Origin of the sequence: Nostoc sphaeroides (assembly GCF_003443655.1) — a bacterium.
Classification (GTDB): Bacteria; Cyanobacteriota; Cyanobacteriia; order Cyanobacteriales; family Nostocaceae; genus Nostoc; species Nostoc sphaeroides.
The window spans coordinates 4,351,061-4,374,593 of the sequence record NZ_CP031941.1; the positions used below are offsets into that span (position 1 = coordinate 4,351,061).

General features: G+C 40.3%; 18 protein-coding genes and 1 pseudogene. 9 read left to right on the forward strand and 10 right to left on the reverse strand.

The window, feature by feature from the left end:
* Positions 1-253: 253 nt before the first annotated feature.
* From cofG to D1367_RS19350, 6 genes are all read right to left on the reverse strand, one after another.
* Positions 254-1,237 carry a 7,8-didemethyl-8-hydroxy-5-deazariboflavin synthase subunit CofG gene (gene cofG / locus D1367_RS19310; RefSeq protein ID WP_118167826.1) on the reverse strand — a complete coding sequence of 328 codons (984 nt, stop codon included), beginning with the start codon at positions 1,235-1,237 and terminating at the stop codon, positions 254-256.
* 310 nt (positions 1,238-1,547) lie between these two features.
* Entirely contained in the window at positions 1,548-2,309 is a 762-nt protein-coding gene (gene crtW, locus D1367_RS19320) for a beta-carotene ketolase CrtW (protein WP_118167828.1), read from the reverse strand.
* Between the two features lie 1,128 nt (positions 2,310-3,437).
* On the reverse strand, positions 3,438-3,887 hold the full coding sequence (locus D1367_RS19335; RefSeq protein WP_118167829.1) for an SRPBCC family protein: 450 nt from the start codon (positions 3,885-3,887) through the stop codon (positions 3,438-3,440).
* A gap of 19 nt (positions 3,888-3,906) precedes the next feature.
* Positions 3,907-4,095: a CPXCG motif-containing cysteine-rich protein gene (locus D1367_RS19340; RefSeq protein ID WP_012411100.1), complete on the reverse strand. Its 189-nt coding sequence runs from the start codon at positions 4,093-4,095 to the stop codon at positions 3,907-3,909.
* Positions 4,096-4,187: 92 nt separating this feature from the next.
* On the reverse strand, positions 4,188-5,843 hold the full coding sequence (locus D1367_RS19345; RefSeq protein WP_118167830.1) for a B12-binding domain-containing radical SAM protein: 1,656 nt from the start codon (positions 5,841-5,843) through the stop codon (positions 4,188-4,190).
* A gap of 257 nt (positions 5,844-6,100) precedes the next feature.
* A complete protein-coding gene (locus tag D1367_RS19350) occupies positions 6,101-6,298 on the reverse strand; it encodes a SemiSWEET transporter (RefSeq protein ID WP_244945024.1) in 198 nt (65 codons plus the stop codon).
* Here D1367_RS19350 and D1367_RS32310 point away from each other — a divergent pair.
* The gene (locus D1367_RS32310) at positions 6,225-6,410 is read left to right on the forward strand and encodes a hypothetical protein (protein ID WP_228674961.1); all 186 of its coding nucleotides are present in this window, start codon (positions 6,225-6,227) and stop codon (positions 6,408-6,410) included. The genes D1367_RS19350 and D1367_RS32310 overlap by 74 nt on opposite strands.
* Before the next feature lie 123 nt (positions 6,411-6,533).
* Here D1367_RS32310 and D1367_RS19355 read toward each other — a convergent pair whose 3' ends face one another.
* Both D1367_RS19355 and D1367_RS19360 read right to left on the reverse strand, forming a co-directional pair.
* Positions 6,534-7,415: a hypothetical protein gene (locus tag D1367_RS19355; protein WP_118167832.1), complete on the reverse strand. Its 882-nt coding sequence runs from the start codon at positions 7,413-7,415 to the stop codon at positions 6,534-6,536.
* Positions 7,416-7,442: 27 nt separating this feature from the next.
* Complete coding sequence (locus tag D1367_RS19360) at positions 7,443-9,269, reverse strand: tetratricopeptide repeat protein (RefSeq protein WP_118167833.1); 1,827 nt, start codon at positions 9,267-9,269, stop codon at positions 7,443-7,445.
* 257 nt (positions 9,270-9,526) lie between these two features.
* Between D1367_RS19360 and D1367_RS19365 the strand changes: the two genes are divergently transcribed.
* Positions 9,527-11,347, forward strand: a complete 1,821-nt coding sequence (locus tag D1367_RS19365; protein ID WP_118167834.1) for a tetratricopeptide repeat protein — start codon at positions 9,527-9,529, stop codon at positions 11,345-11,347.
* 295 nt (positions 11,348-11,642) lie between these two features.
* Here D1367_RS19365 and D1367_RS19370 read toward each other — a convergent pair whose 3' ends face one another.
* Positions 11,643-12,854, reverse strand: a complete 1,212-nt coding sequence (locus tag D1367_RS19370) for an FAD-dependent oxidoreductase (RefSeq protein ID WP_118167835.1) — start codon at positions 12,852-12,854, stop codon at positions 11,643-11,645.
* 226 nt (positions 12,855-13,080) lie between these two features.
* Between D1367_RS19370 and D1367_RS19375 the strand changes: the two genes are divergently transcribed.
* The gene (locus D1367_RS19375; RefSeq protein ID WP_118167836.1) at positions 13,081-13,824 is read left to right on the forward strand and encodes a pentapeptide repeat-containing protein; all 744 of its coding nucleotides are present in this window, start codon (positions 13,081-13,083) and stop codon (positions 13,822-13,824) included.
* A gap of 317 nt (positions 13,825-14,141) precedes the next feature.
* On the forward strand, positions 14,142-15,617 hold the full coding sequence (locus D1367_RS19380; RefSeq protein WP_118167837.1) for a pentapeptide repeat-containing protein: 1,476 nt from the start codon (positions 14,142-14,144) through the stop codon (positions 15,615-15,617).
* Positions 15,618-15,794: 177 nt separating this feature from the next.
* Here D1367_RS19380 and D1367_RS19385 read toward each other — a convergent pair whose 3' ends face one another.
* Entirely contained in the window at positions 15,795-16,277 is a 483-nt protein-coding gene (locus D1367_RS19385) for a hypothetical protein (protein ID WP_118167838.1), read from the reverse strand.
* 647 nt (positions 16,278-16,924) lie between these two features.
* Here D1367_RS19385 and D1367_RS32315 point away from each other — a divergent pair.
* The 5 genes and pseudogenes from D1367_RS32315 to D1367_RS19415 all read left to right on the forward strand — a co-directional run.
* Positions 16,925-17,280, forward strand: a pseudogene (locus D1367_RS32315) (response regulator); the annotation flags it as partial.
* A 285-nt stretch (positions 17,281-17,565) separates the two neighbouring features.
* Positions 17,566-18,807: a pentapeptide repeat-containing protein gene (locus D1367_RS19395; protein ID WP_228674803.1), complete on the forward strand. Its 1,242-nt coding sequence runs from the start codon at positions 17,566-17,568 to the stop codon at positions 18,805-18,807.
* Between the two features lie 925 nt (positions 18,808-19,732).
* Positions 19,733-20,929 (forward strand): ABC exporter membrane fusion protein, encoded by a 1,197-nt coding sequence (locus D1367_RS19405; protein ID WP_118171581.1) that lies wholly within the window; start codon positions 19,733-19,735, stop codon positions 20,927-20,929.
* Positions 20,930-21,061: 132 nt separating this feature from the next.
* Entirely contained in the window at positions 21,062-22,228 is a 1,167-nt protein-coding gene (gene devC, locus D1367_RS19410; protein ID WP_118167841.1) for an ABC transporter permease DevC, read from the forward strand.
* A gap of 105 nt (positions 22,229-22,333) precedes the next feature.
* On the forward strand, positions 22,334-23,032 hold the full coding sequence (locus D1367_RS19415; protein WP_118167842.1) for a DevA family ABC transporter ATP-binding protein: 699 nt from the start codon (positions 22,334-22,336) through the stop codon (positions 23,030-23,032).
* Positions 23,033-23,533 lie beyond the last annotated feature (501 nt).

Genomic DNA, 23,533 nt, shown 5'->3' on the forward strand with positions numbered 1-23,533 from the left:
AAGTTTGTTTAGCGAACTACCAAATAGGGAAATTTCTACTTCCCTGTTCTTATATAAAGAGAAACTGGGGTTAGAGTAGACCTCTTGCATAAATCAAACAATTTGAACCCCACCCCGCCAAAGCTACGCTTTGTCTCCCCTCCCCTTGTTAAACACAAGTCATCGAATTACCCCCCTTAATCCCCCCTTATAAAGAGGGGAGACTGGAAATCTAGTTCCCTCCCCTTTCTAAGGGGAGGGTTAGGGTGGGGTATTAGGGGCTTTTTTTTGCAAGAGGTCTAGTTTTTCGCCAGTGCTTCACTGCTGGTTGCAATTCCCCCGATAACCAGCTATCAAATTGCGGATAAATTGGTAAACGCGCCACCAATTCCCACCCCGCAGGTTGTAAAATTTCTCTTAATGCCTGTTCCTGAACATGAGGATAATCGGGATTCACTTCATCTTTTGGCCCAATTCCACCCAAATCTCGCGCACCAGCTTCGATACAAGCGAGTAACCATTGGTTATCTTTAACTAAATTCGGCGGAATTTGAATAGTAATATCTGGCGGTAAAATCTGACGCGCCCTAAAAATTACTTCTGGTAATTGATGAGGGTTAAAAGGTGGTGCATCAAAAGTTTGCTGATGTCCTGGACTATGAGGTTGCAGGATAACTTCTTGAATATGGTGATAACGTTGATGCAGTTGAGATATAGCTTCCAAGGTTTCCCAGCAATCATTTACAGTTTCCCCAATTCCCAACAGCAACCCCGTTGTAAAGGGAATCTGTAACTCTCCCGCCCATTGCAATTGTTGTAAACGAATTTCTGGTAATTTACTCGGTGCGTGCCGATGTACACTATTTAACAATGTTGGCGTTAACTGTTCCAACATCAGCCCCATCGAAACATTTACACGCTTAAGCTTTTGCATTTCCTCAAAACTTAATGGCCCCGCATTGGTATGCGGTAAAAACCCCATTGAAAGCGCTAATTCACACAAATCATAAATCCGCTTAAACCACGCCTCACGCCTTGGCGAATGGGGATGTACTTCACCGCTAAGGATGAGAATTTCACAGACTTTTTCGTTTTGAAGTGGCTTTAAAATACTTTCTGCATCTGAAAGACTCATCCAGGGACTTTTACCCGGTTCGCTGCGAAAGTTGCAGTAGCTACACCGATTAAAGCACTCGTAAGTAGGAACGATTGTATAAGCAGGGCTGTAGGTGACAAGACGAGAATTATTAATTGGCATAAGCAGGATAATCTATTAGTTAAAAAAATGTCTTGTTCAAACTATATAGATTACAGTGTGACTGTTGCTGCCATTTGCGATGATATTATAGCGCTTCTCGAATGGAAGCAATACACAATAGGGCACAGCATTGCTCGTGCGTGTCAACTTAACGTAAAAGGCATGTCCCGCAAGGAACTGAAGTTCAAGGCGGGTGAGGAAGCTAACAGTTAAGCTATTTTTAGCTTAAGTTGACACCAATGAGCATTGCTGTGCCCCTACAAATGATCTGTATTCTATGCAATTGAGAACCGCTATAGATAAACAATAATTATTTTGCTTTGTAAATTTCTGGTAACTGCCACCAACAAATATTGGGATATTGGTGATGTTCTTCATGGTAGCCAAAATGATAGCACGTCATAAATGACCACCAAATAGGACGGCTAATTGTTTTGGCACAATGAGGCTGTACATAACCTCCCATTGGTTCACTATGAGGTAAAAAAGTCCCGAAATAGAATAATTGTAATGAACTTAAAAGCGAGGGTAGCACCCAAAAGTAAGTTAGATTATCAGTTGGGATATGGAGTATGTATTTACCAAAGTTATAAATAATAGTCAACGCAATGATTTGTCCCCAACTCCAGTAACCTTTCATAAAATGAAAATACCAAGCAAAGAAATTTTGGTGTTTCCCGTTATGAAAATCTGGGTCTAATTGACTTGCAGGATTGTGGTGGTGTAACCAATGTTTTTTAAGTAGTTTTTGATATGGTAAAAGACCATAAAGAGATAGGGTCAATGTTCCAATAAAATGATTAATTTTAGCGTTTTGGGGAAATACTACACCATGCATGGCATCATGAGATGTAATAAATAATCCCGTATATAAAAATGTCTGCCATAGTATAACAGGCAATAACATCCAAAATTTCAGCTTGGAGATGTCAAGGGAAAGTAATATACTCAGGCTAATAACCCATGCGCTAACAATGACAATAGCAATAAAAAGCCCCTTAAACTGAGATTTACGTCTCACTACTGGAGGCAATTTTATTTGATGACTGGGTGGTTGTTCTAACTGGATCACGCTTTTACTCCGCCTAGTATTCAGGTGAAAATTCCAAAAATATAGATAGTTATGACAAAAACAACTAACCGAGAAATTCTGTTAGTGGTCAATTTTTTACACTGGACAATGCCAAGGATAGAAAATATGTATAAATATTAAGATACTTGAACTATTATTGCACAAGCAACTGCTATTCTAAAAACTGTTTTCGGTTGGAAGGTAAGGCAGTCTAAGTAAATATACTATAATTTCTAGTAGTGAATATAGCCAGGTTTTGACTTTGATACTTTGGATATAATTTAAGCCTGCACCAAAGATAGTCAATAATTAGCGGGGAGTTTAGGAAATGAGGTGAAGTACGTCCCGCACTAGGCTAGAACCATGAGATTCCAAAGTAGGTAAGCTAGAAAACCAATTATAGCCAAGCGATCGCTCCAAAGTTCAGACTGAGGAGTTATCTTATCAGTAGGATAAAGTGCCATTGTTAAATTTCCTTAAGAACCTAGTTACATTCTTCATATTACTTAACTTAACCATTTGACGCTATCTGTCTCTAGTTTCAAAGTAGAAGCAACTCTAAAGAATGAGATTTTAAGGAGTTTAGGAAATATTTATCCAACAAAAGTTCAATAATAGCTTTTACTAGCCTATAGGCTTGGGTTAAGCAAAGCGCAACCCAACAAAGTCCCAAAATGTTGGGTTTCGTTCCTCAAACGCCACTTACTTCTCCCAAGGGGAGACGCTGCGCGAACAAGTCGGGAAACCCGCAAGGGCGCAGTGGCTCCCCAACCTACACATTTTAAGGTTTTTGGCGCTAACCCAAGCGTATTGACCTATAAAGCAGAGGTATTTTTACCAAACAAGCCTTAATGAAAACTTGTAATATCAATAAAAAACTATTTTGAATATGATAAAAAATCTAACGAAAGTTAGAAGCTTTCTAGAGTGTTATTAACCAAAGGAATAAACAGTAAATAGGTTTTTCAAACTTCAAGTATGACTCCTACAGTACTGATTATAGGTACGATGGTTGGTCTTGGAATTTCTCGCAAGCTTTGTATCGCTTGTTTCCTGATTTGATAAAGTGGGTTTCGCGGCAAAGGTTGAAGAATCAGGATAATTAATTCTAGCTACCAGCAGATTCTGTTATTGTGACTCACATTCTCGTTTCGTTACATAGTGGCGATAGCGAAACATTGCTTCTAGTTGCACTTGCACTAACCAACCACTGACAAATTCAACTGTACCTCCACCAGGCATAGAGAAGGAAATAGCATCAGTCAGCCTAGTTTTGCCAGCTTCCGGTTCAAATTCATGTCGATGTATCCAAGATTCAAAGGGGCCAGATATCTGTTCGTCGGTAAACAGGCGATATTTTTCACATTCAGTATGACGGGCTAACCAAGTTAAGGGTAGTGGGCCGAGAAACAGGCGAAATTCTGTGATAGCGCCCACGTTTAGCCCCCCCTCACGACGAACCACTTGGACTGGCTGCCAAGGTGGATTCAGCAGTTGCAAAATATCTGGCCGTTCGTGAAATTTCCAAACTACTTCTGGTGAGGCATTAATTACTGAGGAATGTTTAAAGTGCAGCATGGAAAGAAAGACCTAAAATTCAACTTTCGGATTCGGTATCAATTTCGATATCTAGGGTATCTTCATCAACGCGAACATACAAAATATTTGGGTTACAGCAAACTTGACAATCTTCAACATAAGATTGCTGTCCTCCAGCACTCAAGTCAATAAAAGTTAAGTTCGGTTCGCCGCAATAGGCGCAGTAATACTCGGCTGTGTTTTGCATCAAGTTTTCAAGGTATTGGGGATTGGCTATTGGGGACTGGGTACTGGGGACTGGGTATTGGGTATTAACTTTTAATTCCTAGTCCCCAGTCCTTAGTTCCTAGTCCCCAGTACTGGCTGTAGTTCTTTGGGGGATGGATTGATATAACTTTTAGCTTCAGCCAAATGCTTTAGTAGTGTAGACTGTGGCAGAGGCCCTTGCAAGTGGCTCCAGGGTAATACTTGTTCTGTTGACCATTCGGCGTGGACGTAGTAATCTAAATCGGGGATTTGTCCTTTGAGTTGTTTGAAAGCACGTTTGTAGCTACCCAAGGAATCGCCAAAGTCACGAGTAAGTTGGAGTAGTTGGGACACTCTGCGATCGCCTCTCGATAACAAAGCCTGTATAATCGACCAATTATAGCTTTCTGGGCGAAATTCTATCCCCTGTGGTTTTAGCTGTTTTTGCAAAAACTGCAACCGCTTTTCTGCTTGCCGATTCACCCCAAACCATTGAAACGGTGTGTGTGCTTTGGGTACAAAGGTGCTGCATCCGTATGTTAACCGCAATCCTGGCGCAGCTTTTTTGATATTACGCATCATCGCCACGGTTTGTTCTAAATCCTCTGTTTCTTCACCAGGAATTCCTGCCATTCCGTAGAGTTTCAAGCTTTTTAATCCGCCAGCTTTGGCATTTATCGCCGCTTGGATAATTTCGTCGTTATGCAGCTTTTTGTTGATGATTTGGCGGATTTTTTCAGAACCACTCTCTACTGCAATGGTAAGCGATCGCGTGTCTCGTTTCGTCAAAGTTTCTGCTAACTGGACTGTTACGGTATTGGTTCGCACTGAGGCAATACTGAGACGGACATCATCGTACTTTGGTTGACTAATATAATCTAGCAAAGTCTCAAATTCTGGGTGTTGAGTTACAGAAGCCCCCAATAATCCTAGCCGATTTGTGACTTCTAAACCTTTTGCGATCGCTGGAATTAATGAACTTTCAAGACTGGCTGTTCTAAAAGGCAGTGTGAGATAACTCGCCAAACAAAAGCGGCACATTTCTGGACAACTTCTCACCACTTCTACCATGTAAATATTTTCCCATGCGGCTTTTTCGGTAACTACAGTTGATGCCGATAGAGTATTTCCCCGATAAGTTTGCTTTTGCACCACTGCGGGAATTTCGGGAGAAATTGGTTTAATTGACTTTACTGCACCATCTATGCTGTGATATTCGACTTCATACAAACTCGGTACATAAATTCCTGGGATTTGTGCAAGTCTTTTTAGTTGAGTTTGTCTTGAGGCATTTCTTACTTCTTTGTACGCCTCAATGAAATTTCCTAGTAGGTTCTCGCCATCTCCCAGTAAAATTACATCAAAAAAAGCTGCAAAAGGTTCGGGATTAGCTGTGAGAACAGGGCCACCACCAAAAATTATCGGATGAGAATCATCACGAGAGGTTGCCAAAATAGGGATTTCTAAAGATTCCAGCAAATTTAAAATATTCACATAATCCAGTTCCCAGGAAATCGAAAATCCGACTATTTCCGGCGTTCTGGGGAGTTGTTGGTGAGTATCTGTAAACAGGCGACTCACCTGCACATCATTACGCATAGCCAAAGTTGCCCAAACTACCTGATAGCCGAGGCTGGTGATACCTACGCTGTACTCATTGGGAAAGGCGAAAATGATGGGGATAGCGTTGGTATCTGGGTTAGCGGGGGTGAAAAGGAGGCGTTCAGAGGTAAATACAGATGATGTCACAGGTGTTTCTTAGGGTGTTTGAATAATAGAGTTTCATGGAATTCACGCTTACACAGGCAAAAACCACTTTTGCTTCTCTTTTCTATGAGATGCTACGCGAACGTGGGTTTTCACGGTATCTGGAAAACCTCTCTCTAAATCTCTCTTCCTTTGAGGAGAGAGACTTTGAATTTTACTAGGGGGTTAGGTGTTTCGTTTTAGTCCGCGTAGGCTGACGAGAGTTTGTGTAGCCGCGATTTATAGTCGCCAGGGCTTCTTTATCTATATTTAATTTTAAGCCATAGAATTATCAAGTTAAAAAACAATGTCACGCTATTAGCAAGAATAATTGGCAAGGATTGTAGATATATTCCGTAGATTAGCCACAAAAAAACACCAGTTATGAATGTAATTAGCGTCACCAGAGAAACATCTTTTGCTGATTTTGTTTGCCAGGTTTTAAACATCTGTGGCAAAAAAGAGATTGTGGTTATTGTGGCAGCCGCTAATCCTAAAATTGTCAGAAAATCCATTGCGATGCAAACCTATAAAATAAAGTTTTCATTGGTTAAAAAACTTATAAATTGACTATGATAAAACTGGATTAATGCCTTAAATTTTACATTGTAAAGTGGGGTAGAAAGTGGAAAAAATAAAAAGGGAAAAGAGTTTAAATCTTTTCCCTGATCAATAAAGGATATGTGATTGACACTAGGAAAACCTATCAATTAATTCTTCACGGGATAACTGCAAGAGTAAAGGCGTAAACTCTTCTGGTGGTAACGTCAATAAAGGTTCAATAATTGCTTGAAGCTTATTATCTATTTCACCAAAGCGAACTTTGAGCAAGTTTTCCACCACCAAGCGTTCTCCCTGCTGAATTCCTTGTTGTTTAGCCTGTTCTCGGTCTTGCTGGTAAAGTGGTGCTAATCGCATAAGTAATTCCCTATCTTCCTCGTCTTGATTTTGGGTGACTTGTAAGTTTTGTTGCAAGTTGTACAGCAATTCTAACGCTGCTTTTCGGAAAGGATTATCAGGAGTAAGCGCTTCTAGTTCGTCAATTGCTTGCTTTTGAACGTTCCCTCTACCGATGATTCTCAGCCATAAGGTTTCTGAGATAGATGGCAACTGATGAATTGCTACTATCGCAGTACGTAAATATTCTGGCATGAAGTAGATTCCAGGCAGGTAGCCAACTTTTGGGTTAGCACCAAATCCTGATAAGAGTTGCGCTGATACTGTGGGGGTAAGAATCCATAATTTTGGTAAGTCAGATTCTAAAATCCGTGTTTTATTTCGATTGGACTGTCGTTGTAAATCGCCACGTACCTCTAATAATTTTAAGAGGCAATCGCAAATTTCTGTAGCTGATGCTGCATTACGAAATGGTTCAAGTAGACAAGGGGTAGTGACAAGTTGACCTAATAATCGGAGTGTTTCTGGTATGTTACTTGGTTGTGGTTTGGGGATGAAATAAACGTCAATTTCTCTAACTTCTCCTGCGACTCGTCTAGCTGCTTTGACTTCGCCGTAAGGAATGAGTAATTGTTCGAGATAATCTTTGGCAAATTGGTCGTGAATAAATCTGATCATGTTGGTAGTTTGATGATGCAAACCAGTTTATTTACCATTGTCTGACGATTTTTTGAGATAAGACTTAGCCCAAACATATCGTTTTGAATCTTTTCTCAGTAAATATTCTGCTGCTTCATGTCGTTTATTCTCATCTTTTGTACTCCTGATTACTCGTTTTCTTTCAGCATCTATATCTTCAATTTCCGCCCCACGTTGAATGGCTTCTTCAAACCAATAGTCTCCTTTTGGATAGTCACCTCTGTCATAACAGATAGCACCCATTAAGGTATAAGGTTGATGACTATTAGGGTGAAATTCCATAGCTGTTTTCGCACAAATTTCTGCATCAGCTAAGTTAGCTATATATCTGAATGCTGCACCTCTCGTAACTAAAATTGCTGATTTTAGCTTGTTTTCTCTGATTTGGCTTAAGTCTAAGTTAGTAAGTTTTAATGCCTGCTCAGGTTCCTCTGCTTTGCGCCAATAACTACTAGCTGTGGGAATATGCCATTTCTGCCCAGTGCGGTGAAATTCCTGCTCGTAAAATTCTGCCTCTAGTCTAGAATATGCAAGAGCAATTTTCCCATCATTAGATAATAGTCCCTCTTCCATAAGCTGTAAAACCAACTTAGGATCTAGCCGTTCTTTTTTCTCTAGTTTGACCATAATCGCGTAAAATGGCTCTAGCGGAAGTGAAGGATCTATCAATTTATATTTTCTCTTGAGGATAGCAAAGTGCTTTTGTTGAGCGAGAATAATAATGTCTTCACGTCTATTATTTTTCAGCCACTCAATTTCTGATTGATTAAGTAGTTCTCCTAAATCTATTTTAGATTTTAGGGTAGAGGTGTATTTTTCATTTGCAATTTCTATAATTTCACTCAGCTTGCGTTTTTTGAGAAAGTTAATATCCTGTTCACCTAACTGATTGGACAATTCAAGCCTTTTAAGAATTTTATACAGGTGACTCTTAGGCGTTGAATCCTGATACTCGGTTGCTTTATACTTAGCTTTCAAGGCAGCAAATTCTCGTGTTTGTTCCAATTCTTGAGCAATGGCAATTGTTTCGCTAAGTCCTTGCTGTTCTAGGCAGTTAATTTCTGACTCACTCAAATTATTTTTAGCGTCAATGTTTTGGAGTATTAGATATAACGGACTGGATAAGAATGAGTCTGAATGTTTAATCGCTTGGTATTTATCTTTTAACTCAGCAAACTGAGCTTCTTTTTTTAATTCCTGTTGCCTAAAAGTTTCTGCTGTCTCAAATAGCTCTTGCTTTATCAACCATTCTAATTCAGGGGTGCTTATTCTTTGTTTGCTTTCTAGTTTATTGAGAATTTTATATAGTGGACTATTAATTGATGAACCTTGGTATTTAGTAGCTTTATACTTTGCCTTCAAAGCAAAAAAATGCCTCTCCAATTCCATTTTATTAACAAGTGCTACTGTCGCACCAAGCCCATTATTTTTTAGCCATTCAATCTCTGAATCCGTTAGTGGATTCCCTGAATGAAACTTCCAAAGGATTGGATATAGAATAATAGAGATATTTTTGAAAGCTCCTGATAATTTAGGGACTTGATACTGAGATTTGAGAAGGGAAAACTCATTTTCTAAGTTTCTAAGTTCTTCTAACTTATATTGCTGCTGTAGGCAAACGATTTCAACTGTTTTAAAAAGTTCTTGCTCTCTCAACCAAGAGAACTCTAATTCAGTTAACTCAATTCCTAAATCAACTTTTCGCAATATAAGATACAGAAGACTAGAGGGTGATGAATCGTTATATTTAGTTGCTTGGTATTTGGACTTTAGGCTAGTAAAGTGTTTTAAACGATTTTGGTACTCTTTTTCTGTATTGATAGCAGTAGTCATAGCACTTAGTTAAATGTGTTATCCGCTACTATAGCAATAACAGTACAAAACGGCGAGTCAGACACCCACTGTTCTTATTTGCGGTGGTTGCTGCTGTTTAAGTCGCCTGAAATACGTCACACTGATCTAAGCTCACAGAAAATCAGGAATTAAAATCTTAGCAAGAGGCACAATAGTAACTAGAACGATTTTCAAAACATATCGTTAAAAATACCGTTGGCTGAAAGCTAGGGAATGTCGAAATCGCAAAAAATTATATGAATGCTGAAGAATTATTAAACCAAGGATTAAATCACAATTTGCAAGGGGATTATCAAGGGGCGATCGCAGCTTACACCCAAGCAATCAAGCTCAATCCTAACTATGCTGAAGCTTACCATAATCGAGGCATTATTCTAAGTGGTCAACTTAAAGATTATCGTAGTGCGATCGCTAATTTTAATCGCGCTATAGAAATCAATCGCAATTTTGCCACAGCCTACTCTCACCGAGGTAATGCACGTTACTTTTTAGCCGATTACGAAGGAGCGATCGCAGATCATAACCAAGCATTACAAATCGATCCAAATCTCGCCCAATCTTACCACAGCCGGGGTAATGCTTACTTTGCCTTAGAAAAATATGACAAAGCGATCGCTGATTATATCCAAACAATCGAAACTAGTACCCAGTTAGCTGATAATATCAATATTGATATTGCCAATGCTTATCATAATCGGGGTGTAGCTTGTTTTGAAAGCGGTGATCATCAAGGAGCGATCGCTGATTTTCAGCAAGCTTTACAATGGCATCCTAATTTTGCCGCATCTTACAGCAATCGAGGTAATATTCACCATATCTTAGGAAATTTTAACGAAGCGATCGCTGACCACAACCGAGCATTACAATTAGATCCAAACTTGGCGGAGGCTTATCATAATCGAGGTAATGCCTACTACTCTTTAGCAGATTATCAAAGTGCGATCGCTAATTTCAACCGCGCATTAGAAATAAATCCCAGGTTTGCCGGAGCATATTACAATCGGGGTTTGGTTCTTGCTCATCTCAAAGAATATCACCGAGCAATTGAGGATTTTAACCAAGCGTTAAAGTTCAATCCTGATGATGTGCAAGCCTATTCTGAACGGGGTCTTATTCGTAGTACTCTTGGGGATTATGAAGGTGCGATCGCAGATTATGATCGAGCCTTACAAGAAAATCCGACTCTAGCTTTAGTATACGGCTTTCGGGCGAACGCTCTGCACCGACTGGGAAATTATCAAGGTGCAATTGAAGATAGCAATCGCCTATTACAACTCAATCCTAATTTAGCAGAAGGATATTGCGATCGCGCGGCGGCTCGTCGTTCTTTAGGAGATTATAAAGGAGCAATTAAAGATTACAATCGGGCATTACAAATTAATGATAACTTAGCCGCAGCTTATTACGGTCGGGGGATTGCTCGTGAAGCCCTGCAAGATTTACAGGGAGCAATTGATGATAACACTCAAGCAATAGAGTTAGTTCCTGAATTTTCGCAAGCGTACTGCAATCGCGGAAATGCTCGTCGTCTTTTGGGGGATGAACAAGGAGCGATCGCAGATTATAATCAAGCATTAAAAATTAATCCTGATTTAATTGAAGCATATTACAACCGAGGTTCAACCTACTATGCTTTAGAAGAATATGAAAGTGCGATCGCAGATTATACCCAAGCATTGCAAATAAATTCTCAATCTGCTGCATTTTACAGCGATCGCGGTAATGCTCACTATGCCCTAGAAGATTATCAAGAGGCAATAGAAGATTATAGTCGAGCGATCGCGATCGACCCCAGCTTTGCTGAAGACTGGTACAATCGGGGTCGTAGCCGTTCTTTATTAAAAGACTTACAAGGAGCGCTTGCAGACTTAAACCAAGCCTTACAGCGTCAGCCTCATTGGGCTTCAGCTTACATTCTGAGGGCAGATGTCTACCAAAATCTGGGAGACTCGCAAAGAGCAATTGCGGATTTCCAGAAATCCGCAGACTTGTATTACCAAGAAGGAAATATCCAGTATTATCAACAAATTATGGAGCTAATTGAACAGCTTCAATAAAAGAACCCCACGTTTTACCCCACCCTAACCCTCCCCTTATAAAGGGGAGGGAACTAGATTCTTGTTTCCCGATATATTCGGGAGGGAAGTAGATTCTTGTTTCCCCTTATTAGGGAAGGAACTAGATTCTTGTTTCCCGATATATTCGGGAGGGAAGTAGATTCTTGTTTCCCGATATATTCGGGAAGGAACTAGATTCTTGTTTCCCCCCTTTATAAGGGGGGATTAAGGGGGGTAATTGACTTGTGTGTATACCTTAGCCTGCGGGGTGGGGTTCTCCAGGTTTAATAAGTGATTAAGCCGACATATCACTCATTTTTTCAAAGCGAAAGCGTTCCATAAAGCGCCGATCAATCCAATCTTTGTAACGCCACAAGAGTTTATGAGGTGGTAAAGTAATGATACCTCGTGTGGCTATGGCTCGTTCGTCTCCTGTACCAATTAAACTCAAATATTGTTTCTGTGGTATATAAGGTTTGAGCGATTTACCTAATAAAATTCGCTGCAAATTCTCAAATAAAGGTTTACCCTGCCTAACAGCAAATACCCCAGCTTTCGGACGCGGATGATTTACCATTGTGGCAATATCACCAGTAGCAAATATCTGCGGGTGCGTTTGAGATTGCAATGTATCTTCTACCAAAATAAAACCTTGCTTATCAGTTCCTAGTTCAGCCATTTTTAACCATTCGGGCGCTGACGCTTGTGTTACCCAAAAAATTTTATTACACTCTACCGTCAAGCCAGATTCGCATTTAATCTCAAATATTTCTTTAGTTTCGCTGTGTGGTGTAGGTGCAATTTTACACACAGTTTCCCCAAGATGGAGCTTAATACCTCGCTCAGTTAAAATTTGCTGAATTTGATGGCGGACTGATGAATGGTAATTGGGCATCAGTTCCGTGCCACGCTGGAATAAATGAACTTCCAGATTTTGAATTGGTTGTTGAGTTTGACGTAAAATGCGATGTAAATGAGATTGCATCGACAGCGCCAATTCTACACCGCCAGCGCCTCCACCTGCGATCGCAATCCTAATTGGTTCTTGAGGATTTTTACCTACAGCTGCAATTAGTTCATACCAATGTTCCAATAACTGCGATACTGGTTTAGCTGCGATCGCATATTCTGCTGCACCTGATACAGACACTGTGGCCGGAGTGCTGCCAATATCAATAGACAGCACATCAAAATCTACCACAAGCCCGCTAGCACAAAGAACTTTGTGATTTTCCAAGTCTAGGGCAACTACTTTGTCAATATACAGATGTGCTTGAGCAAAGTTCGCTAAAGGTCGCAAGTCAATATGACATTCATCGTGGCTATAAAATCCGGCAATGTGTCCTGGTAACATTCCAGAGTAGGCTGTATTTTTGGCTTCGGTAATCAACGTCAAACGGACACCAGTTAAAGGCTTTCTCCCAAACATTTTCAGGGCAATTGCATGGCTGTGACCGCCACCAATCAGCACTAAATCTTTAACTATAGGCTGTAATTTTTGCTGCATTGAAGTAGTTAATAACAATATTGTTTGAGTTGTAAATTTTTTTTTGTTTGCGTAGCCGATCTGGGAAAATAAGGCTATCCTTTATAATTAGTGGTTTTCATAAATTATTTATGGATGCTTGATCACAGGCATCAATCAAAATCATCACGATCGGGGTTAATTGATAGTGAAGAATGAAGAGTAGTAAGTACAAGTAATTTTTTAAACCTCATTTTATCACTTAAAAATGTTGACAGTAATTATTAATGCTTTTCATGGCATAAAAAATATTTTACCGACAAATGACAGTCAGTTATCAAAAATATGTCTGAGGATACATGCTTTTCAGGGAGAAGTTAACCAAACTCAGCATCAGTCGCCAAAAGAACGTTTAAGAATAGCAATTGAACAACTAGGTAATAAGACAATAGAAACCAGTCTAGCTGTAATTAATGATTTAGAGCAAATTGCCCAAAATCATCCACAGTACCACTGGATAATTATGGACATTCTTACTACTTTTGTCCGAGAAAATGCTCCTTACATGCCCCAAGAGAAAGTAACGAGCAACCTGTCAACAAAAGTTCGTGTAGATATTCAAGCAGCCCTTACTGTTATCGCTAGAAGAAATGTAAACAAAGACCCAAAAAATGAGCAACTTGATTTGAGTCACACGGATATGAGAGGAGCAAATCTGAATCGGGCGAACCTAGAACAGACAAATCTCTATCAAGCTAATCTTGCTGGAGCTAACCTCACAGAAGCTAATCTCGCAGGAGCAATTCTCAGTGCAGCTAACTTAGAAAGTACTAACTTATATTTAGCTAATCTAGAAGGAGCAATTCTCAGTGCAGCTAATCTAACAGGAGCTAACCTAGAAGGAGCTAACCTCCATTGTGCAAGCTTATATCTAGCTGGGCTGCATGGGGCAGTTCTCAACGATGCCATACTCGATGGGGCAAACCTCAGAGAAGCTAAATTCTCTGAGTAAAACACTATTCTTACAAGGCTGAAGTCAAAAGTAAAAAATCACCGATTTTAAATGATTCAGGACTTACGCAAAATACCTCTCAAACTCTTATTACTCTGTGTTCGGTTATTGAGCGAAGTCGAAATACCGTGCCTCCGTGGTTCGATTTTTCCTTACCTGTGCGTAAGTTTTATGATTGTTCAACGAAGAAGCAGTTATTGGTGCGGTTATCTCCCCCTGCCTCTTCGCTGACACCTATTATAATTTTCTGCTAAATGCTATACTATTTTTCCTCACCATCTAAGTAATAATTCTAGGTTGTAAGGAAAATCGTTACCATGTCTTCTAAAAAGACAGACACTCTTTTGAATTGGTTGATAACTATAACAGTTATATTTGGCTTCTCATTGACTGTAATTTTTTTCGCGTTGTCCAGTATTAAAGAGTTATCAATTCAGGAAAAAATTCAGTATAGAAACCAAGCATTAACAACTACTGCAATAGTTTTTCTGGCATCGGCAGTAATGTTTAATACTTATTATGCAGCAAAGCGGGCCCAAGCGATGCAGAAAAATGCGATCGCAGCTGAGAAAAACCTGGAAATTGGCATTCAAAATGCAAAAGTTAATCAAGACAGATTGATTTCAGAGCGCTTTATGGGGGCAATTGCCCAGCTTGGTCATGAAAAAGTTGAAACCCGCACAGGTGCAATTTATGCATTAGAAAGAGTTGCTCAGGATTTTTCTAAAGAACACTGGACAATTATGGAAATTCTCACTGCCTTTGTGCGAGAGAATGCCCCCCTCCAGCAGGTGAGGGTAGAGCAACAAAACCCGGAATATCAAGGAGAAGCTTACTCAGGTAGGCGTCGAGGTGGGTCGCGTCCGACACAGCAGTTGGAGCAAAATCTCCATGAAGAATTTCCCAAAATCCGCACTGATATTCAAGCAGCTTTAACTGTCATCGGCAGACGTAATTTACTCGAAGACCCAAAAGATCAAAAACTTGATTTACGTAATATCGACATTAGAAGGGCAGACCTGCTAGGAGTTAATCTGCAACAAGCAGACTTACGTGGTTCTGACCTGAGTGGGGCTGACCTGCGGGGAGCGGACTTGAGCGAGGCTGACTTAAACGGCGCTAAACTCATTAGGTCTATTCTCTATGAAACCAAATTACTAAAAGCTAGCCTTTGTGGAGCAAACCTTTGTTGGGCTAATCTCAACCGTGCTAATCTTTGTGGGGTAAACATGCGTTCAGCCAACCTCTCTGGAGCAAGTCTGCGTGTAGCTAATCTACAAGGAGCAAACCTCTATAAAGCTAACTTACAACAAGCGACCTTAAAAATGGCCGACCTCTCAGGGGCAAAGCTATTTTTAGCTAACTTGCAAGGAGCAAAATTGGGTAAAGCCAATCTGTGTATGACGGGTTTGATTGGTGCCAACCTCTCAGGGGCTAACTTAAATGGTGCTAACCTTTCTGGGGCTAACTTGAATGCAGCCAAACTCCACCAAACAGAAGTCTATTTTGCCAACCTCTCAGAAGCCAGTTTAACGGAAGCTGACCTGTATCAAGCAAACCTCATCGGAGCTAACCTGTATAGGGCGACATTTTATCAAGCTAACTTGACTCAGGCAAACCTGATGGGAGCTAACTTTTCCGAAGCTGACCTTAGTGATGTCAAACTGGAGGGGACAATTTTAACAGGGGCGAAAAACTTAGAGTTGCACCAGATTGTAAAAGCACTTGGCGATCGCACCACTCGTCTACCTGATTATATAGAAGCACCGACAGATTGGCGACAATCAAGTTGAGCGATCGCAGCATCATTAGTTATTTGGGCGCATTCTACCAGTTTCACTTAGTGCTATAGTTTTTACCAAAAGTCTCCGATTAGCGATCGCACAACAATCTTACCGGAAAATCTTCAACCACCCAAACATTGGAAAGCTTAAGTTTCACCCTCAGAACCTCAAGGTTGAGGCTTACCCTCAGACTGTGGATGGTTGCCAAGAAATCTCCAATAAACCTGTCAACAGCTTTACTATTTCCTTATTCTTAATACTTTCGTTTCTATAACGATCCTGTAAATTTTGCAGAATTTTTATTTCTTGTTGAGGGGTAAGCAGATTAGCTAATTTTATGCAAGACAACTGAAAAACTCTACGCAATTGCGCTTGTTCTTGTGAAGAAAGATTCATTGCACAGAAAGCATCTCTAAAATTTCCACCTTCTTCTAAGGTAGCTTCAAACTGACTTTGCTGTGTAGGAGTAAAAATTTTATTAATTTGAAAGCGAATCTCATGGTGAAGCTCAACTAAGTGTTCTTCTTGTTCTGGAAATATTTCTGTCCCTACTAGTAAAGGAAATAGATCCGCTAAAGGTTTATAAGTATGAGTTTGGATATTAACTGGAGTAGTTGCAAAAGAAATAACCACTGATTTGATGACGAGTGAGCTAAATTTAGTTTTCATAAAATATCCTCTTAGTATTTATTCTTGGCAAAACAGCCCTGTATAAGCTTTTACAAGCATTCAGTTGAAGCACTCTCCGATTGGGCCACGGCTTACGCAACCCAATGTCCATGCTGACAAGACACGATAGTTAGTTAAAGGCGTTATAAGTAGAACGGCGTAAATAATTTGCATGTTTGTAGTGTTCGCTACGCGAACACTACAAACTAATTCCAAAAATTTTTACATTAGTTAAGGGACTTCCAAGTAAAAAAATATTCCATTGCTATTGTTCACTGTTGACCGTTCACGAGTTTTCAGTTAACAGTTAACAGTCAACAGTCAACAGTCAACGACTTTAATGTGGAATAATTTATTTTTTGGAGTTCCCTAATATAGTTTGAATTATTCTCACCGACTTACTTAGTTTGTGCTTATATTTAGATAAATATTCAGAAAGCTATTTCTTTAAAGAAAAATAAATGTTTTTTACAACCATCACGGGCCATCGGCTGTAAAAAACTTTCATGCAACTTGTGGAAAAGAAACAGGCTAAGGTAGATAAAATATCTATCTAAAGATAGTTTCATTGAAAAATCTCTCTAATACAACTATCTTTAGGTACTTGACAAAAAAGAAAATATTACTTCTTTTTTTTGCAATGCTGCGACTTTTTCAGCTTTGTGCTGGAACAGTTTGGAGCGATCGTCACCGCAGTAGCATCAAAAGATGAAGCATTACAAGTGCTAATACAGTCAAAGCCAGATATCTTACTTATAGCGATATTGGGATGCCAGAAATGAACGGCTATATGCTGATGCAACAGGTGCGTGCCCTAGAAGCAGAAATAGGGGAAAAACAGATTCCAGCGATCGCTCTGACTGCTTATGCAGGCGAAATCAATCAGCAGCAAGCGCTAAAAGCAGGCTTTCAACAGTACATCGTTAAACCTGTAGCACCAGACGAATTGCTCATGGCGATTTCTAATCTAATCTACTTAGGTGTTGGTGATCAACCTGAGTAATTAAATGAACCTCGTTCATGTTACAAATTTTAACCTATGCTTCACAAATAATACAAGCATTTCAATTGCCTGGAATACCTTCGTTTTAGGCATAGCCATGTTGTGTCTCTGCCACTAAACACGGCACTTCCGGGGATGTTTGAAAAATAATTTATCAAAGATTTTATAGATGATTTCTATGGAATAGATTTAAGAACTTGTCAAGTAGTTACGTGTTTGTACTCTATCATAACCTTGCATATCCTCTTAAAATCAACCTAAATTTACTTCCGTAAGGAGTCAGATATGAAGACTTATGACATGTCTCTCATGAAGACAAATGGACTCACGACTTTCTTGGTATTTCTCTCAATTATATTTATTTTCACATTAACTCTAATTTTTTCATTCTTTGAAACCATTGCAGGATTTACAAATCAAGAAAAAATAGAATATATTAATCAAGCATTAACAACAGTTGCCATCATTATTGGAGGATTAGCATTAATAATTAATGCTTACTATACTTCCAGACTCTCTTTTGGTGAAAATCAGAGTGTGTTAACCAAACTCCTTGCTGGAAAAATAGCTTGGGACAACAACATAGTCACTGACATTAAGAACACCCAAGAAACTCTAGAAGAAATTATTCCAGAACGTTTTTCTAAAGCAATTGAACAGTTGGGAAATGAAAAGATTGAAACGCGGTTTGCTGCAATTTATGCATTAGAGCGAATTGCTAAGGATTCTCACAAAGACCATTGGACAATTATGGAAATTCTTGCTGCGTTTATCCGCGAGAATGCCCCAATAAATCAGAAAGATGAGGACGAGTTACAGAACTCATCAAAACTTCCTACAGATATTCAAACAGCCTTGACTGTCATTGGACGACGCGATTCACATAAAGATCCGGTAAATCAGAAACTAGATTTACGCAATACAGACCTTAGTAATGCAGACTTAACCGAAGCTAACCTCTCTAGGGCAATCCTCGTAGGAGCTAACTTGCAATGGGTCAATTTTACCCGAGCAAATCTTTCAGAGGCAGACTTATCAATAACCTATCTTTGTGGATCAATCTTATATGAAGCCAACCTGCAAAAAGCAATGCTCCCAGAAGCCAATCTCCAAGGCGTAGTTCTCAGAAAAGCGAACCTCTCGAAGGCAATCCTTTATGATGCCAACTTGGAAGGGGCAATCCTTTGTGATGCCAAATTAGAAGGAGCAATCCTTTGTGGTGCCAATTTAGAAGGAGCAATCCTTTGTGATGCCAACTTAGAAGAAGTAAACCTTGAGGATAGCAACCTTCAAGATGCCAACCTGATTGGTAGTAACTTGCAAAACGCAAAACTTGCTGGAGCTAACTTAGAAGCTGTGTTACTCAGTACAGCCAACCTGCAAGATGCTAACTTCCAAGAAGCTAACCTCTCTAGAGCAAACTTGAGCGGATGTGAAAACCTTGAATTACGGCAAATTGAACAGGCACTTGGCGATCGCACAACAATGCTACCAGAAAACTTTAAAATACCCAAACACTGGAAATAACAATAAAGCTAAAGTTTCAGTCAATTAAGCCTTTTGTTAAGTAGTCGGACAAAAATATTTACAGTCATTGCGAGCGTTCGCGCAGCGTCTCGTAGAGAAGCGAAGCAATCCCAGCCCTTGCGATTGCTTCATTCCGCTTCGCTCCATTCGCAATGACATTGTGTAATTAATTCTGTCTGACTACTTATAACCCGCCTGCGCGGGTTTTTTTGTATAAACGCGGTTTCTAACAACCCTTTTAACTATAGCAGTCCTATTTGATTCGTGAAAAATATAGATAAGGAAACGAACCGCCAAGGATGCATTCGCGCAGCGTCTCGTAAGAGTTGGACGCAAAGGGAAGAAAGAAGAAAGAGATATATAATTTTCACAAATGATTTAGGACTGCTATATGTTGAATTTATACTAATTCGGCTATTGGTAGCAAAGGGATTGTCAAACAGACCTCTTGCAAAAGTCCCTAAAACCCCACTCATTATCAAGGGGTGGGGTTCAAATTGTTTAATTTATGCAAGAGGTCTAATTTAAAAAACAATTCGGAGAAATAACTTTTAGGAGTTAAATATATCACTCAAAATTATAGAGAGAGCAAATTTAAAGAGATTATTTATAAATTAGAATTTATTTGTTTGTATTTTCTGACAAAAGTGTTTTTTTAACTGAATTTCTCTCTAATTGTTGGCGCTGTTACAACTGACAGCTTTGAAAACGTTTACTATACCTGAGTACTTTAAAACAACAAAAGTATTTCGTCATAAACATAAGTCTATTAATGGTGGAGAGTGAATTTTTATTTTTTATTTTGAATTTTGAACTGATTCATCCTAAAACTTTCATATCCTTCATTCCGTGAAATCCTTAAATCAGTTAAATCAGTGATAAATATTTAGTTTTTTCTGCGCCACTAGTTAAGAGGTAATCTATGGTGCGAAACTCAAAGCTAGGGTACAGAACGTTCCCTAAGTCTATTCTGCGTCTATCCGTTGGTATAGGTATAATTGCATTTTTATCGATTGGCGGAATAAGTTTTTATATACTAAAAAGCTGGCAAAATTATGCAAATTCAGAAGCACAAGTGCCAGCAACACAATTGCCACAGTTAAAAACGGTAACAGCTTTAGGGCGGATTGAACCACAGGGAAAGGTAATTAAACTATCTGCTGCGGTGTCTGCGGAAGGAAGTCGGGTAGAAAAGTTGTTAGTGAAGGAAGGGGATAGAGTAAAAGCAGGACAGGTGATTGCGATTTTGAACAGCCGCGATCGCGCTGATGCAGAATTAGAACAGGCACTAGAACAAGTAAAAGTAGCCCAGGCAAATTTAAACCGCATCCAAGCAGGTGCTAAACCCGGTGAAATTGCCGCCCAAAAAGCCGCGATCGCTCGTTTAGAAGCAGAACGCCAAGGTGATATTAATACCCAAGCAGCGACAATTGAGCGATTCCAAGCCGAAGTGCGTAACGCCCAAGCAGAAGACGAACGCTATCAGCAGCTATATCAACAGGGGGCAATTTCTGCCTCTCAACGAGATAACAAGCGTTTAAACTTGGAAACCGCCCAAAAAAACCTGCAAGAAGCACAAGCGCAGTTAAATCGAACTCAATCAACTAGCCAGCAAAAGGTAAAAGAAGCCACAGCAACACTCAATGGAATTGCTGATGTGCGAGGAGTAGATGTAGAAGTTGCCCAAGCAGAAGTCAATCGTGCCATAGCAGCCATGAATTTGGCAAAAGTCAATCTAAAACAGGCCGAAGTGCGATCGCCTCAAAATGGACAGGTATTTGAGATCCATACCCATCCTGGCGAATTAATATCAAATGATGGCATTGCTGATATCGGACAAACCAACCAGATGTATGTCATAGCCGAAGTCTACGAAAGCGATATCGACAAAGTGCGTTCAGGGCAGCAAGTGCGAGTATTTGGTGATTCCCTCTCCATTAAATTGCAGGGAATCGTAGATCGCAAAGGCTTACAAGTGCGGCCGCAGAATGTCATTAACACAGATCCTGCTAACAATATCGATAACAGAGTAGTCGAAGTCCATATCCGACTAGATGAAGCCTCCAGCCAAAAAGCCGCCACCTTAACCAATATGCAAGTTAAGGCAGTAATTGAATTATGAATTATGAATAGGGAATAGGGAATAGGGAATAGGGAATAGGGCATTGTTTTAAGTTCTTCTCCATCTCCCCCTGCTCCCCCTGCTCCCCCTGCTCCCCCTGCTCCCCACTCCCCACTCCCCACTTTTTATAATGTGATTAAACAACTGCGACGGCGAACCCCTCTTGGATGGCTGCAACTGAATCATGAAAAAAGCCGTCTTTTAGTGGCATTGTCAGGGATTGCCTTTGCGGATCTTCTCATGTTCATGCAACTGGGCTTTCAAACTGCGCTGTATGACAGTAACACTAGACTACATCGCAGTTTGCAAGCAGACATTGTTTTAACCAGTCCCCAAGCCCGTAACTTGCCAAGCTTGTCTACATTTTCTCGGCGGCGACTTTACCAAGCAATGGATATACCAGGGGTGAAGTCAGCAGAACCAATGTATTTCAACAACACAATTTGGAAAAATCCCCAAACACACCGTGAGGCGGGGGTGTTAGTTATTGGGTTTAATCCAGATAAGCCAGCCTTTAATTTACCCGATGTTAACCAGCAATTGCAGACAATCAAGCTACCAGGTGCTGTCTTATTCGATCGCGGTGCTAGAGGAGATTATCAAAAAGCGATCGCTCAAATTGACCAAGGTAAAACCCTAACCACCGAAATAGAACGGCGCACAATTACCATTAGTGGCTTATTTCAAGTCGGCGCTTCCTTTGGTTCTGATGGCAATTTGATTACCAGCGATCAAAACTTTTTGCGGCTATTTTCTGGGCGACAGTCCAGCAGTGTCAGTTTAGGTTTGATTAAGGTAAAACCAGGTTATGACCCGAAAAAGGTAGCAGCAACATTGAAAACCTACCTAAGAGATGATGTCAGAGTCTTAACCCACGCGGAATTTATTGAATTTGAGAACAACTTCTGGAGAACAAATTCGCCAATTGGGTTTATTTTCAGCCTGGGTGTATCAATGGGGTTTGTAGTGGGCGTGATTATCGTCTATCAAGTCCTTTCCACCGATGTTAATGCCCACGTTCGGGAATACGCCACCTTCAAAGCAATGGGATATCGCAATTATTACCTGCTAGGTGTGGTACTTGAAGAATCGTTGATATTAGCAGCACTGGGCTTCTTCCCCGGATTAGGAGTGTCCTTAGCACTTTACCAACTGACTCGCAGTGCCACAAATTTGCCCATGTACATGACTGCGATTCGAGCATTGCAGGTATTAGTGCTGACTATCATTATGTGTGCAATTTCCGGTGCGATCGCCACCCGCAAACTCCAAGCCACCGATCCTGCTGACATGTTCTAAATTTGTCATTCGTCATTGGTCACTTGTACTGAGCGTTGCCGAAGTATTGGTCATTTGCAAAGGACAAATGACCAATGACGATCATCACGAGTAATCGATCTATTTATGACTAGTCAATCCGTCATCTCCATCCATAATCTCGACCACCATTTTGGTCAAGGCTCACTCCGTAAGCAAGTTTTATCTAACATAAACTTAGAGATTAACGCCGGTGAAATTATTATTATGACTGGGCCCTCTGGTTCTGGAAAGACTACCTTGCTCACCTTAGTGGGTGGATTGCGTTCTACCCAATCTGGTAGTTTGCGGGTGTTGGGGCGAGAACTTTGTGGTGCTAGTGCTGAAACACTAATTCAGGCGCGACGCCGTAACGGTTATATTTTCCAAGCAGATAACTTGCATGGTAGTTTAACAGCACTCCAAAACGTCAAAATGGCTTTGGAATTGCACAAACATCTTGGGTTAAAAAAAATGCTAGCTAAGTCAGCCCAAATGCTAGAACAGGTAGGATTAGGAAATCATTTGCATTACTATCCTGATAAACTGTCTGGGGGACAAAAACAACGAGTAGCGATCGCTCGTGCCTTAGTTAGTCATCCTCAAATAATCCTAGCCGATGAACCCACCGCCGCCCTTGACAGTCAATCGGGACGAGATGTAGTCAATCTCATGCAAAAACTGGCAAAAGAACAAGGCTGTACCATCTTGATGGTTACTCATGACAACCGCATCCTAGACATTGCCGATCGCATCGTTCACATGGAAGATGGCAAACTCAAGTCAAAAGTAAAACTATCACCTTAGAGTTGATCAACTGAAAATCCTAGAAATAATTTATACCATCTATCAATAAAATCTATGATAGGGTGGGCATCTTGCATAGGTGTCAACTTAACGTAAAAACCAGTCTAGACAGAGCTTAAAAAGCTTCCCTCGTTCCCTCGTTCCCAGTCTCCGACTGGGAATGCCGTCTTAGAGGCTCCGCCTCAAGACTTGCGGCAAGCAGCCCAACAATAAGCATTTCCAGCAAGAGGCTGGAAACAAGGTTTTAAAAGAGTTTTTGCTTAAGTTGACACCAATGGGGTATCTTGCCCACCCTACTTGTGCAAATTAAATGCTCAACAGCTTACTAAATCTAGCCTTGCCTAAATCTTTTGGGGTTATTTCTGACACTTTGCCCTTGCCCTTGGTTTACCTGCTTTGGGTGATTTGCCTACACCAAATTTAACCTTACAGTGTAGTATCAGTGTCCAGTTGAACAAGTGTCCAGTTGCTTCCAAGATTTTCTTCAAGTATTATTATCTA

What these genes read in the sequence shown, in the direction of transcription:
- D1367_RS19365 (WP_118167834.1), top strand. Translation starts at nt 9,527, where the DNA reads ATGAATGCTGAAGAATTATTAAACCAAGGATTAAATCACAATTTGCAA.
- D1367_RS19395 (WP_228674803.1), top strand. Translation starts at nt 17,566, where the DNA reads ATGAAGACTTATGACATGTCTCTCATGAAGACAAATGGACTCACGACT.
- D1367_RS19370 (WP_118167835.1), bottom strand. Translation starts at nt 12,854, where the DNA reads ATGCAGCAAAAATTACAGCCTATAGTTAAAGATTTAGTGCTGATTGGT.
- D1367_RS32310 (WP_228674961.1), top strand. Translation starts at nt 6,225, where the DNA reads ATGAATGTAATTAGCGTCACCAGAGAAACATCTTTTGCTGATTTTGTT.
- D1367_RS19335 (WP_118167829.1), bottom strand. Translation starts at nt 3,887, where the DNA reads ATGCTGCACTTTAAACATTCCTCAGTAATTAATGCCTCACCAGAAGTA.
- D1367_RS19385 (WP_118167838.1), bottom strand. Translation starts at nt 16,277, where the DNA reads ATGAAAACTAAATTTAGCTCACTCGTCATCAAATCAGTGGTTATTTCT.
- D1367_RS19375 (WP_118167836.1), top strand. Translation starts at nt 13,081, where the DNA reads ATGTTGACAGTAATTATTAATGCTTTTCATGGCATAAAAAATATTTTA.
- D1367_RS19360 (WP_118167833.1), bottom strand. Translation starts at nt 9,269, where the DNA reads ATGACTACTGCTATCAATACAGAAAAAGAGTACCAAAATCGTTTAAAA.
- D1367_RS19355 (WP_118167832.1), bottom strand. Translation starts at nt 7,415, where the DNA reads ATGATCAGATTTATTCACGACCAATTTGCCAAAGATTATCTCGAACAA.
- D1367_RS19340 (WP_012411100.1), bottom strand. Translation starts at nt 4,095, where the DNA reads ATGCAAAACACAGCCGAGTATTACTGCGCCTATTGCGGCGAACCGAAC.
- cofG (WP_118167826.1), bottom strand. Translation starts at nt 1,237, where the DNA reads ATGCCAATTAATAATTCTCGTCTTGTCACCTACAGCCCTGCTTATACA.
- D1367_RS19415 (WP_118167842.1), top strand. Translation starts at nt 22,334, where the DNA reads ATGACTAGTCAATCCGTCATCTCCATCCATAATCTCGACCACCATTTT.
- D1367_RS19380 (WP_118167837.1), top strand. Translation starts at nt 14,142, where the DNA reads ATGTCTTCTAAAAAGACAGACACTCTTTTGAATTGGTTGATAACTATA.